Here is a 15,957-nt window from a genome sequence, read left to right on the forward strand (position 1 = left end):
CCTTGACTGAAGTGAACGGGTCCGCCGTTCAATCCACTTATCGGAGGTGTCATATGCTTTATTTTACGTTGGCTTCCAAGGCCTACGCACGAAACCTGCAATATCGCGGGGCACACTTGGTACATAACCTGGCAAGCGCCATGTTTGGCTACATGTATGCTTGTCTCTGGATCGGCATCGGGGCCGACCACCAGCTTGGAGAATACGGAGTACAGGGCATGATCAGCTACATTGCATTCACCCAATCAGCACTCTGGATCTCAGGGTTCATGACCAACGGACTAGGCATCCCGCTCAGTGTCAGGACAGGGCAGATTGCACTGGATCTCATGCGTCCGGTACATCTGTTCTTCCACCTGATGGCACGGGAATGGGGGCAGATCGCCTACCAGTTCGTGTACAAAAGTCTTCCCATCTACCTGCTCTACTCCATCGTTTTTTCCCTGAAATGGCCTTCAGAGGCCTGGACATTCGCATATGCCGCACTTGCCCTTGCCGGCGCCGCATACTTGTCCATCTGTATGAATTACATTATTGGTGTCACATCCATGTGGACCACAGAGTCATCCTGGCTGCACTGGGCCAATCATGCGCTAATGAACCTGATGGCCGGCTTCTTTATTCCGCTGGAATGGCTACCGAAGTGGCTGGAACAACTGGCCTGGCTGTCCCCTTATCCATTTTTACTTTATGTTCCTACCCGAATTTATCTAGGCTTTGAGGATGGCTCCTTGCTCTGGGGAACCTTGCTTTGGTGTGTGTTCATGACACTGCTCTGCCTCGTTATAACCAAAGTATTACGTCGTAAAGTGGAGGTGCAGGGCGGATGAAGCAAGTTTCCTGGTTTCATTTGTATAAAATACTCATTCGCACAAGCATCCGCAGCCGGATGCAATATAAATTCAATTTTGTGCTAGGGGCTATTCTGGCCGCACTTATTCAAATTTCCGAGTTTCTGATGGTCGCACTGGTGCTGCACAAGTTCGGCGCGATCAAGGGCTGGTCGTTACATGAGGTCGGTTATCTCTTCGCTATCATGACATTATCCAAAACGCTGTACCGTACATTCGGCAACGAGGTGCATCATCTGGAAAAATATCTGGTAGGCGGTGAACTGGATCAATTGCTGACACGCCCCATGCCCGTACTGCTCGCACTACTGCCACAAAATTTTCGCCTGATGGTGGGTGAAGTGCTTCAGGGCGGATTTATTCTCTGCTGGTCGCTGTCGGGAATGATGAACAGCGGGCAGATCGGATGGACGGTCATTCCACTCTCCTTGTTTGTTATCGTAACGGGGGCCATCATACTTTTTTCCATCGGACTCGCTACAGCAACAATTGGTTTCTGGACAACACGTATCGAGGAACTGCAGGTCATCACAGAGGATGCCGCCCGTACAGCGGCTCAATACCCGCTCACACTTTATCCCAAATGGATGTCCAGTCTGCTGCTCATCGTTATTCCCGTGGGCTTCGTCAACTATATTCCGGCACTCTACCTGCTGCGCGGTGAAGGCGGTGCTTGGGTGCTGGCACTGATTGCTGCAATAGCTCTATTATGCTTGGCCGCAAGTTTACGGTTCTGGGCCTTCGGCATGACCAAATATCAGAGTACAGGCAGTTAGTTTATTGAAATCAGTTTGAATTTATTTAATCGAAGTCAGTTAAAACAAGGAGGCGAAACACAGATGAATATGATTACGGCACGCCATCTGCAAAAAGAGTTCAAAACCCCTGTCGTGCGGGAAGGACGCTTCTCAGGGGTGCGCACCTTGTTTTCACGCCAGGTTGTGACCAAAGAAGCGGTACGAGATATCAGCTTTGATATCCGGCAAGGTGAATTTGTCGGTTATATCGGCCCGAATGGGGCTGGTAAATCAACCACGATCAAAATGCTGACAGGCATTCTTCACCCCACTGCGGGTGAGGTGCGGCTGGGCGGCATGAATCCACATGAGGAACGGCGCAGGACAGTGCGAAAGCTCGGGGTCGTTTTTGGACAGCGCAGCCAGCTCTGGTGGGACTTACCCGTGAAGGATTCGTATGATATTTTGGCAGAAATGTACGGCGTAAGTGCCGAGATCAAAAGAAAACGGCTGTCCCAGTTCGCTGAACTGCTGGACCTCGAATCGTTCTGGGCAACCCCCGTTCGCAAGCTCTCCCTCGGGCAGCGGATGCGAGCGGATCTGGCAGCGTCCATGCTGCATGATCCGGAGCTGCTTTTCCTTGACGAGCCTACGATTGGGCTGGACGTAAACGCCAAGCGGAACATTCGCCAGTTTCTGCGCACATTAAATGAAGAGTTTGGCAAAACCATTCTGCTCACCACCCACGATATGGATGATATCGAACAGTTATGCAGCCGCGTTATGGTCATCAACCATGGGCAGCTGACCTATGACGGTACGATCTCCTCCCTGCGGGATACCATCGGCCTGCCTACCATGATCCGTGTTGCCTTCCGTGGACAGATTCAGCTGCCGAATACGCTGCCTTCTGCCATTCAGGTTACAAGCATGGACGATCAGGTGCTGACTGCACTGGTAAATCGGAAGGAATGGCGTACGATGGACATTCTGAAGGAGCTGGAGCAGTGGGGAGAGATTGACGATATCGAGATGAAGGAACCAGACTTTGAGGATGTGATTCACAACGTATATTGATGATTAGTCCAGGTTTGGCCTATTTTATAGTGAAACGGGATACAGGCCTGTTCGAACGCCGTTACAAGAAAGCAGGACATGACGTACTGTAGTAACGGAGGTGAGGATCATGCTTGTAAGTAGACATGTTCTAGCCGCGTCAAGCGTCTATGCTGCGCCCTATTACATCGTTCGTGGAATGAATCCTGGGCCTGTCATGATGATTACTTCCGGGGTTCATGGCAATGAAACGGCGAGCATGGCCGCTGCGCAGAAGCTTGCAGATGACTATATAGCAGGGCGCTATGTGATTCATCGCGGAACTTTAATTATTGTACCAAGAGTCAACCAGCAGGCATATGCGAAAAAAATAAGAGGCAAGCCCGACCTGAATCGTACGTTCCCCCGCCATAAATCCGGCAAAGCCAAGCATCCACTGGCTGCCGCCGTGTTCCAGCTTGCGCGTGCGCATCAGCCCGACTGGTGGCTTGATCTGCATGAAGCCAACGGCCTCTCACAGCTCAGTCCACGCGTGCTTGGACAAACGCTGATCACCAATCCGGGCAGCTCCAGTGTGGCGATTTGCCGAAAAATCATTGAACGTATGAACCGATCCATCCCGGTTCACAAGTATCATTTTAATCTGAAGCGGCATGAACTGCCGGGTTCTGCTCGTACTGCTGCTTCAAGGCTGATGAAAGCGAAGTCGGTTACCGTTGAAACGTGCTGGAGCCTGAAACGCGCTGTACGCATCAAGTATCAGACGCAGATTGTGCATCATTTTCTGCGTGAAGCGGGTATGTCATGACTGGATCAACTATCTCCTGAGCAGAACACCTGAATACAGGCATTAGATTCGCAGTAGAGGTCGTTGTTTTTGGTATAAAAGCATATAAGGTGCTCCTCTCTGGTGGTGCTCCTTCCTCCTCTGTGCTCTCCTTTCACTTGCTGCTTGCTCAACTGCTAACTGGCTCCATAATAGCAAAAAGAGCCGTTATCACGGCTCTTTCCTGTTTACTCTGAACGATTGAATGTAACTGTCGATTTCGTCCTCGGGTGTGTGCAGCAATGTAGCCAGGTGTTTCTGCATCTGCTTCAGATGGTGAATATGCTGCTCAATATCGGCAATTCGCTCACGAACAAGGGCCTTTAGCGTGTCTTTTTCCATATCCTCCTGGCTCAGCAGCCCCAGTGTTTCCTGTATTTCTTTCAGGGAGTACCCGAGTGTCTGTGCATCCTTGATAAATTTCACTTTAACCAGATAATCCTCGGTATACACGCGATAACCGTTAGAGGAGCGATGCGGAGCTGGCAATATGCCACTATCCTCATAATAACGAAGCGTTGCCATACTTACCCCTGTTCTTTTGGCTAACTGGCCTCTTGTCATGGTGTGCACACCGATCTCCCCTTTGGTTAGACTTAATCTGCTTATTTGTTACGTATTTTTGTATACTCTTGATCGTAGGATGCTTCAGGAAATTTCGCTGAGCTCCCCTGTAGCAGTGGTTGTGCTTCCCCTTTCAAATAACGGTCAAAAAAGGCGAGCGCGTAACTTCGCGTAATATCAATATTATGCTCCGCAGGCATATGCTTGGCAAACAGACGCGGTGAGATCAAAGCAATATCGGTGAAGCTCTGATGGAAAAATCCATCCACCGTCAAAAAATAGGTGTCATTCAGACTACTTGTCATCACATGTTTCAGATCAGGCTCAAATTCGGGATAAAATACTTTATCTTTGGCTGAAGCTTTTGGATCAAAGCTTTTGGCGGTTTCACCCGACATGATGTACATAAAAGGCTGCTTCAACGCTGTCTTGGAGACGGTGCCCCAGAATCCCCCCTCCAGACTAAGCCCGGCATGTAAACGTTCATCCTGTGCGAGCGCTTCGGCTGCTGTGGCCCCGCCATAAGAATGCCCCATGATGCCTGTATGATTCAGGTCCAGCTTGCCCTCCAGCACATGATTAGGATCATTCACATTCCACTGTTCCAGCGTATCGAGCACAAAGCGCGCATCTGCTGCACGAATGCCTACCCCTTCCACATTATACTGATACAGCTCTTGCGACGTAGCGAATTTGGGTCCAGCTTCATAAGAGACAGCATGTCCGTCCGGGAAGGTAACCTGAGCTGACGTGTAAGGATGATCCATACCCACAACGATATATCCATGGCTTACCAGCTCTTCAACCGCAGTCATGCTTTGGAAGCGAGCCGAACGCACACCGGGGGAGAACAAAACAACAGGATAAGTGCTGTTTGCCTTGGACATCGCTGCCCCTTTCACCACATGTGTCGGAATTGTATTCAGATAACTGAACACCTTGGGCGGGATGCCAAAAACGAGACTGATCGCTTCCCCCAGCTCAGCGGGGTAGGATTCGGGCTTGATGCCTTTTGCCGCTTGCGGATCTACCGGATACCATACATTAATCATCAGTTCACGCTTGTCTCCGATCTCAGGCGAGAGCGTCTCTTCGCGGGACTCATCCACAAGCCGCTGCGAAAAGGTACCCATAGCGAATTGTCCGGTCGGCTCAGGCATCGTAAATGCAGGGAAGTATCGAGTAAGCAAGCCTGAACCTACACCCGAGAAGGCAGCAAGAATAAAGATCAGGAGGCCTCGAAGCCATGTTTGCACTCTCGATCTCTTCTTATATGGTGTCGATGTCAGGCCAGCGCCCCTGCGGGATGATCTCATCAGTCGAAAGATGAATAGGATGAAAAGGATGACCGCAACAATATAGGATGGCAGCAGCATCACCCGTAGTGAATCTATAACAGCATGCAGCAAAAAGGCGATAATCAAAGCGGAAAGCATACCTGTCGCCAGCTTCTTCCGTTTCGGATAAAATGGCAAACCAAGCGCTGCGACTATCGTTACAAGCACGAAAATCCATTCGAATAATCTCATTATTCTTCCTCCAAACGTTGTTGATACAACAAGAATAAACCTTGAAGCATACTTCAAGGTCAAGGATTGAATTATAAAATTGTACCCATTATTCGACGGTTACCTTCGCACGCGGCATCGTATGCATTGCACCTGAGGTTACATGTGCCTGGACAACATATACCCCTGGCTCCTGGAACGTATGTCTCACCTCATACACACCGTCACCTACTGCACTCGCCTTTACTGCCCCGCGAGCCTCAAGCTCATCAGCATTCATCATACCTTGCTCAGCAGCAGGTGCTGCAGGCTCATTCTGTTCGTTCCATATTTGGAACTGTACATGATCGGCATCATTTACAGGTTTCTCTCCCTGAGTCAGCTTGATCTGCAAGGCAACTTCTTCGTTCACCTTTGCCTGATCCGGCATCATCAGCTTCACTCGAATCATTTCCGGCATCTCGCCTGACGCAGATTGCTCCGTGTAGGAGCATCCGGGCAGGATAAACACCAGCATGAGTATGACCACAGGCATAAACCAGCGAGCTTGTCCCCTCATCACCACAGTTCCTTTCCACATATCCAGATTTAAGAAGAAGATTTCAATAGAAAATGTTAAGAAGAACGTTTAGATGTTCTGCCAATTCCCCATAACATCACAATAATGATAACAAATGCGATCAAAGCCAGCAGTGGAATTGTAATAAAACCAAACCAGTTCAAGTAATCGGTGTAACAAGGTACCTTGCCGCAGGCCACCGCGTTGCCTGTAGCCGAGAAAATACGCTGGATCGTTACGTGATACAAGGATATACCCCCTCCGATAAAGCTGAGCGGAAGCACGTATTTGGCAATGCCCACGTCATCCTTGAAATACGCAATGCCGAGCAGGATCGTTAATGGATACATAAATATGCGCTGGAACCAGCACAAATCACATGGAAGAAAGCCTTTGATTTCGCTTAAATAAAGACTTCCCAAGGTTGCAATTACAGACACAGCCCAGGCGATAAATAACCGGGTTTCTGCCCATTTGGCGGGCTGCTCTGAATGGGATGCTGCACTCATGCCTCTGTCCTCCTCTTTCTTCATTCATATTGGATTATCGTACGTTTATTCTGTGCATTCCACCTATGTATGCCCTCTATCGAGTCACTACACAGCAATTATATCAAATATTTGGAATTTAAGGATCACCCTTGATCACATTGGATACGTTTATCCCGTGGATTTCCGTTCATCTCTGCGTACCTGTTGCCCCAATCACACATCGTTTTTAATACGGGCACAAAGGACTGGCCCAGTTCTGTCAGGCTGTATTCGACTTTGGGAGGAATTTCGTTGAACACCTCTCTGGAAACCAATCCATCCTTCTCCAATTGCTTCAATTGCTCTGTCAGGACCTTCTGGGTAATGCCAGGTATTAATTCATAGAACTCTTTCGTTCTTACCACGTTTTGACTCAAGAAATACAAAATCAGGCACTTCCACTTCCCACCTGCGATATCCATGAAAATATTAATTCCAGTATTATATTTCACCAACGTGCTTCTCCTCCTAATAGATACTTTCAGGTTGCTAGGCCACTTTAATGTGCGTTATTTTCTTCTCTGCTGCTGTCTACTATAATCCAAACAGACTCTAAATAACAACGATGGAGATGATCCCATGCAAGTACAGACCCTATTGGAAAAAAGACGTTCCGTTCGACATTTCGATCCAGATTACGTTTTGAACGAGGAGACGCTGAGTACACTTATCGCTTTGGCAAGTAAATCACCGAACGGGAATAATATTCAAGCCACTCGTTACCTTGTGATTGATGATCCCGAATTAAGAACTACCCTACTGCCTATCGCCTTTCATCAGCAACAGGTTCTGGAGGCTTCTGCCTTAATCCTGATGCTGGGAGACTACGAGGCGTTTGCTAAAAACAACATTACCTCTATTCTTGAAGAGGGCTTCCAGGCCGGCTTCTATGACGAGTCACGCCGGGATTTTCTGACCGATGCCGCCATCCAGTATTATGCCTCCAAAACAGAGCAGGAGCTTGCGATTGAACTCACCCGTGATGTAAGTCTCGCTGCGATGTCATTCGTGCTGCTCGCCCAGGAGGCCGGATTACAAACCATTACGATGTCTGGGTATCATTCTGCAGAACTCAAATCCGCTCTGAATATTTCGGACAGGTATCTGGATGTTATGTTGATTGCGGTTGGCAAAGGCATCAAAGAGGGACATCAAACGGTACGTCATCCTGTTGAGAAGATTATGTATCACAATCATATCTCTGCCTGATTAACCTTGAAAAGAGCTGCCCCATGCGGGGCAGCTCTTTGATATAAGGCTATTATTAAATATAAATATCGTTCATAACTAGATTCTGCTCAGCTTACATAGCTTTGGTCAGCGTAATGGAACCATCCTTTTGAGCCCATTTCACATTCCAGTCAAGCAATTCAGCAATGAAACGAAGTGGAACCTGAGTCCGTCCATCTTTGTTTACAAACACGGTGGAGCCTACGTTTTTCTTCATGCCGTTCACTTCCATAACGGTGTTGTTCACCCAGAATACAAGGGTATCGTCACCAGCCATGACAGTAACTTGCTGTGCTTTTTTGTCCCATTTCACCGTTGCACCAATGCCTTCACTCAGGAAACGCAGCGGGATGTAGGTTGTATTTTTCCACAGCACAGGTGTAGTGTCCATGTTGGTTGTTTTATCGTTAATTTTCAGCATTTTGCTGTTCAGCTTCATCCAAACGGTTGTCATATCTGGTGCTGGTGTTGGTGCAGGTGTTGTTGGCGTCGTCTCTTGGAACTTGTCATTGAACTGAGTTACAATCGCGTTGCCCAGCGCTTGACCTACACCAAACATCACTTTGTAACCTTCACGATTGGTAGTGTAAGAAGCATCATAGTTGCCTGCCGCGTATTGATCCAACACTTTCTGCACCTGGTTCTCATGTGTGGTCAGCGCTTGCTGTGCTGCGGACTTCGGCAGGTTTCCTGCTGTTGCGGCATCCAGGAATGTGGCAAATTCCGTTGTGAAGCCGTCGATTCGTTTTTGCACTGCTGCACGTGCAGTTGCATCATTATCTTTGACAGCTTTAACATAGTCGCTTTGAGCGTTAACGTGGTTTGTTACCCAAATTTTCTCAAACGCATTGGCGCCTTCATTACCATAGATAGAAGCGATAGCTGCTTTGAAGTCTGCTGTATTGCCAGCTTCTGCTGTTACAAGAGCATTCGATGCTGCTGTACGTCCATCATACTGCTCCTGCATCTGCAGAGCGGAAAGTGCAAAGTGCTCGGAAGCCAGATGGTTAAGTGCAGATCTCAGATCAGCTGCTTTCGTATCGGCTTTGGTGTTGTTAAACTTCTCAGGCATTTGCGTTGTAATTGCAGTGGATAGAGCTTTACTTACGTCAAACATCTCCTTGAAGCCTTCACGATAAGCTTTGTAAGCATCGGTGTAATCTCCGGCTACGTACTCATCAAATACTTTTTGCACGAGATCCTCATGCACTTTCAATGCTTGTTTTGCTGCGTCTTTCGGCAGTTTGCCTTCTGTAGCTGCGCTCAGGAATGTAGAGAACTCATCCACGAATCCGTTGATGTTATCCTGAGCCTGCTTGATGCCAGCCTGGTTACCCATCTTCGTTGCTTTCACCAGATCGTCAGTGTATTTGTTATGTGCACGGAAGATGCGTTCGAATTCTTTGGCACCCGCTTCACCGTAAAGGGAAGCAATGGCTGGCTGCATATCCAGTGCATTTTGGTCAAGTGCTTTGTACGCGGCGTCTGCATCCTTGGCTCCGTCATAAGCTTTCGCCATCGCCGTTACTGCAAGAGCAAAGTGCTCAGACAACAAATGATCGAGGTTTGCTCTCAGGTCAGCGGCAGGTGTATTCACCGATGCCTTCATCATCGTCATGGACGTGGATGCCTGAGGGGCAGCAGCAGCTCCCGCGATTCCCGGCATCAACAGGGACAAGCTAAGTACAGGTGCAATAAATGTTTTCATCTTCATCTTCATTGTGTATTCACTCCTTGGGTTGGTTTCAAGTATTTTTTCTTTCCTTGTCGTTGTCTTCATGAGGTGTAACGCAGGGTTCGCAAATCTGGATCACTTCGCAGGCAAAAAAAATTGCAGCTTCCGATAACGAAAGCCGCAAACGCTTGATATATCTATGTTTTATATCATAAAAATAAATTAAAGTTTTAATGAATCTAAGCCCGGTGGAAACTTAATATGTTGTAAAACCTCAATACATTTTCCTATATTTCTCAATTATAGCTTACATTGCGAGTAAACCTGAGATACAATAGAAGCAAACTCATTCCCCGGCTGGAAAAGGAGGCTCACTCATGACTTGGCTGCCTTATGCATTGATCATCGGCATCGCTTTATTTGGAGGAATTGCTACTCTGATCATCGGAAACTCCAAAGCCAATCGCTTCAGCAATCCTGAATATGATCGTCGTACGAAGCAAAATCTGAGCAAACTTACATATGTATACGTTGGTGCTGTCGTACTGGGCATAGGCGGATTGATTTTGTATGTGTACAATGGATGATGCTCGACATCCCCACTAACGCAGTACATTTTGAAATACAGCAAGTCTCTCCATGCTTTGCTTCATATACTCCATCATTGGGGAGGTAACAACTCCCCTCTCCTTTTCATATAACTCTTCAATACCGTGTTTATTCATGCGATCTCCACCTTTCTCCGTGTCTCATTTCGGGCAATTTCCCTAAGTTCATACTATGCAAGCTGACATACATACAAGATGGTTACACATGTTTACAAGTTGGAGATAATTCAGAATTATTCTGGATAAGTTCGGGGGGTAATATAAAGCCATAAGGAACAGCAAGACAAAAATAAACCGAATTGAAGGAGAGAAACGATATGAAAAAGAACATGAAGAAATCCGTAGCTACGGTGATGGTGCTGGGTATGACATTAACAGGAGCAGCCGGGGTATTCGCCGGAACACAGCTGGAGAAAATCTCCGCTTATCTCAATCATGGAATCAGCTTTAACGTAGACGGTGCAGCTTACGCGCCAACAGATGACAACGGTACTAAGCTTGCCCCTATCACGTATAACAACTCGACTTATCTTCCGGTTCGCGCACTTGCCGAAGCGCTGCATGTGCCCGTAACGTACGATGGCGCTAACAAACAAGTAATCATCGGTAGTCTAAATAACAGCAATCCATCGGCTTTGACGAGCATAACGTATACCACTGCTCAGAAAGAAGCGATTCACAAAGCGTTCGCTCAATTTGATGGCTTTGAGACAGCGTATGCTCCGCAACAGATGACGGCAGGTGACCTGTTCAAAAGCGTAGCCGCTGGCGGCGATGGTGTGAGCTTTATTTTCAACCATATGAGGGTGGATGTTTCTCCAAGAGATTATTCGGATGGTTATACAAGCAAAGAAGTAAAGCTGTCCAACGGCGTTAGTGCAAAATGGTATACACCAAGTGATACAGGCATGCTCACCCTCAAGCTTGATGATCGCTATGTCACCCTTAGCTCGCCAGATCATAAGCTTACCCAAGACCAACTGCAGCAAGTGGCTGTCTCTGTACAAAAAGTGAACAGCGGCAACGATCAAGGCATCACAGCCTACGAAAATGTAAACTACTCCAAACAGCAGCTGGACAATATTCGCAGCTCATTTGCCAAATTTGATGGCTTTACGGCAGCGTATGCACCGCAGCATATGGTTGCTGGAGATGCATTCAAAAGTGTGGGTGCAGGCGGAGATGGCGTGAACTTTGTATTCAATCGCATGAATGTAACGATATCTCCAAGAGACTATTCTTTCAGCTACGATGGCAAAACGGTAAAACTGCCTAACGGCGTATCTGCCAAATGGTACACACCAGATAACACTGACATGCTCTCTTTCAAGCTGGATGATCGCTATGTCACGCTCAGCTCGCCAAATAACCAATTGACGCATACTCAACTGGAGCAAATGGCAGTAGCTGTGCAAAAAGTGAAATAAATATAAATAAACAAAAATAACGAAACACGCATCATTTCGGCCCTTACGTTCTCCAGACTTAATAGCCGATCTGATGTGTGTTTTTGTCTAGGAAAGCTTAATCGTTGTAATCTAAACCTTACATATTGAATCAGGTCCAACTAAACAATTAATGATCCACTGATATACCACGCCTTGCGATATGAGGTTTCCTCATACATTGCGGGCCCCCTGTTTATGATTCCGGTATCTCATCCACCTTCACATCCGTCAAACGGATGACCCGGCGATAATACAGGGCGTCCATTAGTTCCTCCCAGTCCAGCTCATCAACGTTCTCGTCGCGAAAAAATACGGAAGCTGCTGGCAGGAAGCCAAGCAATGGCCCTGTTCCCCCGCAAACGAGCATGCCGCCATCCCCGCCTTTAGGCATTACTTCACCGTCTGCAGCCAGCGTAAGCTCATACTTGTAGGGGTCTCCCCTAAACTGGATACCAAAAAAATTGGGCAGCTCCAAGTCATATGAATTCGCTGCAGCGGGTTGGTCGTTGAGTTTTCCGAAATACCTCAATCTCATCGTATAATCAAAGCTGTCACCCCAAGGGAATAACGTACGACAGCCGCCTCCATAGATATACTCCCACTCGTCCTCGGTCAGCAAACCAAACCCGGCCGCTGTTTCTTCCTTCACAACATCCTCCAGGTCGATCCCTTCATTAAACCAAAAAATTTGGATATCTCCTTCACGATGTCGGACCATCCGAAATTGCAAATGCAGTTCATATTCATTCAACCCGGACTGCTTGAATTGCGCCAGCGCTTCAGGAAAATCCTCATTTTCCTGAGCAAACGCCTCCTCCTCCGACACTTCAATCCAGCCCAGTGAGATCGTCTCGCATTCTACAAGCATCGGCCCTATGGTAACTTCTCTCACGGGTGACATCTGGCTGGTCAGGAAGGCTTGCACGTCCTCTATGCCTTGGGTGTCAGCCGTTTCTTGAAAATCAACCGAGGTTGCTTCATCCATTCCGTGCTGCCACTGTTCCCAGCCAAGGGTTACCTGATCACCCGGAACAAATACGAACCGCTCCCCCTCGTGTGTGAACACCCCCGTCTCTGTACGTTGTCCGAATCGTTCAAACGTCTTCAGTCCCTCATACCGCATCCCTTCAGGAAGCATCAGCTCGATTCGTTTCATGCATCCCTGCTTGTCCTGCTCGGATAGTTCTTGCCAGACGCTCCTCGTTAATGCCTTCATTCCGGCTCCCCCTCTCCTTATGACTACATCTGAGTCTGTACAATTTTCTTTGACTCACCTGAACGCTCACTTGCCCGCAGCTTGTGCCAACGACAGCAGCAATTCCTTCCGTTTTCCGCCCGCTTTGCGCGCCAAAGTGACCAGCTTCTCCAGCTTGCCGAAGATCGGGTAAAGCACACGCTCGACTTCAAACGCTTCCAGCGTCTGCACCTGTTCAAGCAGACACGCCAGCTTCTCCTCGTGCTCGAACTCCGGCAGCACCTTCAGCTTCAAGCCATCGGTTGAGCGGCGCAGACTATGGACCAGAACGGGCATGGAATGTGCGGTTACCCCGTATTTTTCAACAAACGCAGCGATAAACTTGTCCTGGATCATCTGATGCTCATCGTCCACCTGATCCATATAGTCATTAATTAAAGCAAAAAACTGCTCGTTCTCAAGCCCAAGCCCAAAGGCAGCATAACTGCCCGGCATACCGTTTTTTTCGCCTTCGGTATCTGCATAGAACTCAAACTGCTGCATGGCTGCTCGTGCATATGTTTCCAGAAGAGGATGCAGTTCAGGGTACTGTAGAGCATTCGCGAAGAAACGATGTGTATCGGATTTGGCAAGACCTTTGATTGGGAGATACTGCTTCGCCTTGGATTTCAGCTTGATATGATAGTTTTTCGGAAAGCCCTGCTCCAGCAAACGAATAATAAAAACCAGTGCCTGCCGATATGCCTCCGGGCTCTCTTCACGAATCTGGATCGTAATCCGGGCAAAGACATCATTGGCCTGGCCTTCCACCTGCTTCGTCTGGACATACGTATCTTCTGGTGGATAGGCACCACTGCCCTCTGTCAACATACGCTTCGCTTGTTCACTGCCTAGTTGCTTTGCCAGCTCCAGAAACTTGAGCCCCCTCGGCTTGCTGTAGCTGGGTTCAAAACGTAAGATCAGCACTGCCGCATATAACAGCAAATCTATGGAATTCTGAGCCTCAGCCTGATCTTGATTCAGTCTCTCCAGCTGCTCTGCACTTTTCAAGGTGTATTCATTCTCACGGTATGCTGAAGTCTGTACGTCGAAATACTTCGGCAGAAACTGCCGCTCCGCCCATAACGTCAAGGCATAAATGATCGTATGGCGGTGTTCTGCAAGTGCTTCCTTCCGTTCCCGATTCAACGTTTGAATCTGTTCATACTGTCTGATGATCCATGCCGCATCCAAAGCAGGATACAGTACGGGATCAAGCAGATGACTTGCCAAAAAATGTGTTTCAAGCGGCTTGGTCGGATGAATGCCATTTTCCAGCTTCTGCTCTGTATAAGTACGTACCCGATCCAGCAGTAGCTGTCTTTTCTCTTGATTGACATACTCCAGCAGCGTTAGCTTCAGCATGCCATCACTTGCAGGGAATTTTCCGCGAAAGATAAAGCGGTAATCTATCAGCGGCGTATCCACCCATTCCGCCATTCTTTCCTGAACCACCTCAACCAGCCGCGGTTGAATTTCAGTGCGAACCATTTCCTCTGTAAAACGAATGTTCTGTGTCAAAAAGGAGCCTTCGTCCCATCCCATATCCAGACTGTCCACAACGGTTCTTCCGGGCTTATATAAAAGGAAGATGTCATCGAATATGCCCATCTGCAGTGTCGTTCGTTTCAAGGTCTGTTGCAAATCTGTACGTTTTGCCTGTTCATCAAACCATTCATGAACCGCCTCAATCATCTCTTCCAGCGCTTGCTCCACCTTTGTTGTCATCTGTTCTCCTGCCTTCCCGTGTGATGTACTGTATGTATGTTGTGCCGAGACACTACGATCGTTCTTCCTATATTCAAGCAAATCTACATCTGACGATGAACGGATAGAAAATATGCAGTAATGTTACATATCAATTCTTATTTTACATGCTTAAATACACCGGCAACAATAAGTCTTACGCACGGTTGTTCCCTATCGAATTCTGAATTCGCAGCTATTCTTCTGGCGTAAAAACTCGGATGAATACAAAAAAACACCGAATTGAGCCGCTTGCAGCCCCATTTCGGTGTAAATATGAAATCCATGTTGAACTTGTCCGACTTTCGTATGATTACATTCATACCAGAGAGCCTTCGCTCTGAAAAAAATCATTCATGCTATAAATGATTCAGCGTATGTAATATACAACTTTTTTCAGTTTGGAAAAGAAGAGGAGCCGCTCTACGAAGAACACGACGACTTTCCTAAGAGGTTCCGTCATCCGTTCGTACACTTGACCCTAGCTATGATGGTTTGATTGTGAAATAAACCGTTTGACATCGTTGTATTCGTTAATTAATTCATCCAGCTCCATCGACTGACGAATGACTTCCGGGTGCTGCAAATCGGTATACTGACTCGCAATATGATAAAGTCTCTGCCTTGCCTTTTCAATACATTCCTGAAGGGTCTTCGAGTTCCGTACCATCATGCCGCCCCCTGTCACGCTGTGTAATTTCTATCCAAAAATGACTATCTATTATAATATTCGGAACATAATCCGTTTCAGATTACCCTAATCTGGAATTTTAACTTATTTTTTTATCAAGATAGAGATTTTATGTTATACCGTTAACTTGCAAAAGATAACAGAAAAAACACCAGATCGGCTTAAAGCCTTTCTGGTGTTTCATTTGTGTGTTCACCCTCATTATAGAAGCGCTGGGACAACATAGAATGTCGCATCATTAACATGCAACCATCAGGGATTCCTCCATCTATGGATAACGTACCGTCTCTCGCTACGATCAATCAGAGACAACAAAAAATGCCCCCTCTTCATGCTGAAGAAAGGACATTGCTCAAGACGGATCTATATTGCTCTGTGCCGCGGCTTGCAGAATAGGCTGCAGTAGCCCTGGAAAACGTGCCTCCAGATCATCAGACCGCAGGGTGAGAAAATGCTGAGTTCCCTGTACTCTGACCCGAATAACACCTGCCTCCCGTAAGGTGCGGATGTGATGCGACATCGTGGACTTCACAACAGGCGCATGGAAATGACTGCATGGCTGCTCACCGCTTCTCGCCGCTTCGGCTGCAATCCCAAGCCGGATTGGATCACTGAGGGCATACAGCACAGAGGACAGCTCGATATCAGCCACTTGTGGATGATGTAAAATTTTCATACGTGCGTCTCCTTTTTT

General features: G+C 47.5%; 18 protein-coding genes. 7 read left to right on the forward strand and 11 right to left on the reverse strand.

The genetic code is table 11. The features are described 5' to 3' along the window. Positions 1–53: 53 nt before the first annotated feature. From DFQ00_RS26660 to DFQ00_RS26675, 4 genes are all read left to right on the forward strand, one after another. The gene (locus DFQ00_RS26660) at positions 54–830 is read left to right on the forward strand and encodes an ABC transporter permease (RefSeq protein ID WP_110899460.1); all 777 of its coding nucleotides are present in this window, start codon (positions 54–56) and stop codon (positions 828–830) included. Continuing rightward, positions 827–1,627: an ABC transporter permease gene (locus DFQ00_RS26665; RefSeq protein ID WP_110899461.1), complete on the forward strand. Its 801-nt coding sequence runs from the start codon at positions 827–829 to the stop codon at positions 1,625–1,627. The genes DFQ00_RS26660 and DFQ00_RS26665 overlap by 4 nt, the downstream gene beginning before the upstream one ends. Before the next feature lie 69 nt (positions 1,628–1,696). Then, a complete protein-coding gene (locus DFQ00_RS26670; protein ID WP_110899494.1) occupies positions 1,697–2,665 on the forward strand; it encodes an ABC transporter ATP-binding protein in 969 nt (322 codons plus the stop codon). Positions 2,666–2,774: 109 nt separating this feature from the next. Further along, positions 2,775–3,452: a M14 family metallopeptidase gene (locus DFQ00_RS26675; RefSeq protein WP_110899462.1), complete on the forward strand. Its 678-nt coding sequence runs from the start codon at positions 2,775–2,777 to the stop codon at positions 3,450–3,452. 189 nt (positions 3,453–3,641) lie between these two features. On the opposite strand, the gene DFQ00_RS26680 is transcribed toward DFQ00_RS26675, so the two are convergent. From DFQ00_RS26680 to DFQ00_RS26700, 5 genes are all read right to left on the reverse strand, one after another. Beyond that, a complete protein-coding gene (locus tag DFQ00_RS26680) occupies positions 3,642–4,043 on the reverse strand; it encodes a MerR family transcriptional regulator (protein WP_110899463.1) in 402 nt (133 codons plus the stop codon). 32 nt (positions 4,044–4,075) lie between these two features. Next, on the reverse strand, positions 4,076–5,563 hold the full coding sequence (locus DFQ00_RS26685; RefSeq protein WP_110899464.1) for an alpha/beta hydrolase family protein: 1,488 nt from the start codon (positions 5,561–5,563) through the stop codon (positions 4,076–4,078). 88 nt (positions 5,564–5,651) lie between these two features. Then, complete coding sequence (locus DFQ00_RS26690) at positions 5,652–6,101, reverse strand: FixH family protein (RefSeq protein ID WP_167433851.1); 450 nt, start codon at positions 6,099–6,101, stop codon at positions 5,652–5,654. Positions 6,102–6,157: 56 nt separating this feature from the next. Beyond that, positions 6,158–6,610, reverse strand: coding sequence for a disulfide oxidoreductase (locus DFQ00_RS26695; protein WP_110899466.1), 453 nt, complete (start codon positions 6,608–6,610; stop codon positions 6,158–6,160). 125 nt (positions 6,611–6,735) lie between these two features. Continuing rightward, positions 6,736–7,086: a winged helix-turn-helix transcriptional regulator gene (locus tag DFQ00_RS26700; RefSeq protein WP_110899467.1), complete on the reverse strand. Its 351-nt coding sequence runs from the start codon at positions 7,084–7,086 to the stop codon at positions 6,736–6,738. A gap of 124 nt (positions 7,087–7,210) precedes the next feature. Between DFQ00_RS26700 and DFQ00_RS26705 the strand changes: the two genes are divergently transcribed. Next, positions 7,211–7,840, forward strand: a complete 630-nt coding sequence (locus DFQ00_RS26705; protein ID WP_110899468.1) for a nitroreductase family protein — start codon at positions 7,211–7,213, stop codon at positions 7,838–7,840. 94 nt (positions 7,841–7,934) lie between these two features. Here DFQ00_RS26705 and DFQ00_RS26710 read toward each other — a convergent pair whose 3' ends face one another. Beyond that, complete coding sequence (locus DFQ00_RS26710; protein WP_110899495.1) at positions 7,935–9,575, reverse strand: copper amine oxidase N-terminal domain-containing protein; 1,641 nt, start codon at positions 9,573–9,575, stop codon at positions 7,935–7,937. A 338-nt stretch (positions 9,576–9,913) separates the two neighbouring features. Between DFQ00_RS26710 and DFQ00_RS26715 the strand changes: the two genes are divergently transcribed. After that, positions 9,914–10,123, forward strand: a complete 210-nt coding sequence (locus DFQ00_RS26715; protein ID WP_110899469.1) for a hypothetical protein — start codon at positions 9,914–9,916, stop codon at positions 10,121–10,123. A 15-nt stretch (positions 10,124–10,138) separates the two neighbouring features. Here the strand turns inward: DFQ00_RS26715 and DFQ00_RS30230 are convergent, their stop codons facing one another. Continuing rightward, positions 10,139–10,261, reverse strand: a complete 123-nt coding sequence (locus DFQ00_RS30230; protein ID WP_279630437.1) for a hypothetical protein — start codon at positions 10,259–10,261, stop codon at positions 10,139–10,141. Positions 10,262–10,461: 200 nt separating this feature from the next. Here DFQ00_RS30230 and DFQ00_RS26720 point away from each other — a divergent pair, with 200 nt between their 5' ends. Beyond that, positions 10,462–11,571 (forward strand): stalk domain-containing protein, encoded by a 1,110-nt coding sequence (locus DFQ00_RS26720; RefSeq protein WP_110899470.1) that lies wholly within the window; start codon positions 10,462–10,464, stop codon positions 11,569–11,571. A 214-nt stretch (positions 11,572–11,785) separates the two neighbouring features. Here the strand turns inward: DFQ00_RS26720 and DFQ00_RS26725 are convergent, their stop codons facing one another. From DFQ00_RS26725 to DFQ00_RS26740, 4 genes are all read right to left on the reverse strand, one after another. Then, the gene (locus tag DFQ00_RS26725; protein WP_110899471.1) at positions 11,786–12,808 is read right to left on the reverse strand and encodes a formylglycine-generating enzyme family protein; all 1,023 of its coding nucleotides are present in this window, start codon (positions 12,806–12,808) and stop codon (positions 11,786–11,788) included. 66 nt (positions 12,809–12,874) lie between these two features. Next, complete coding sequence (locus DFQ00_RS26730) at positions 12,875–14,554, reverse strand: DUF6138 family protein (protein WP_110899472.1); 1,680 nt, start codon at positions 14,552–14,554, stop codon at positions 12,875–12,877. Between the two features lie 499 nt (positions 14,555–15,053). Beyond that, the gene (locus tag DFQ00_RS26735) at positions 15,054–15,242 is read right to left on the reverse strand and encodes an aspartyl-phosphate phosphatase Spo0E family protein (protein ID WP_110899473.1); all 189 of its coding nucleotides are present in this window, start codon (positions 15,240–15,242) and stop codon (positions 15,054–15,056) included. 373 nt (positions 15,243–15,615) lie between these two features. Next, positions 15,616–15,939: an ArsR/SmtB family transcription factor gene (locus tag DFQ00_RS26740; RefSeq protein ID WP_110899474.1), complete on the reverse strand. Its 324-nt coding sequence runs from the start codon at positions 15,937–15,939 to the stop codon at positions 15,616–15,618. Positions 15,940–15,957 lie beyond the last annotated feature (18 nt).

It is taken from the genome of Paenibacillus barcinonensis (assembly GCF_003217495.1).
Classification (GTDB): Bacteria; Bacillota; Bacilli; order Paenibacillales; family Paenibacillaceae; genus Paenibacillus; species Paenibacillus barcinonensis.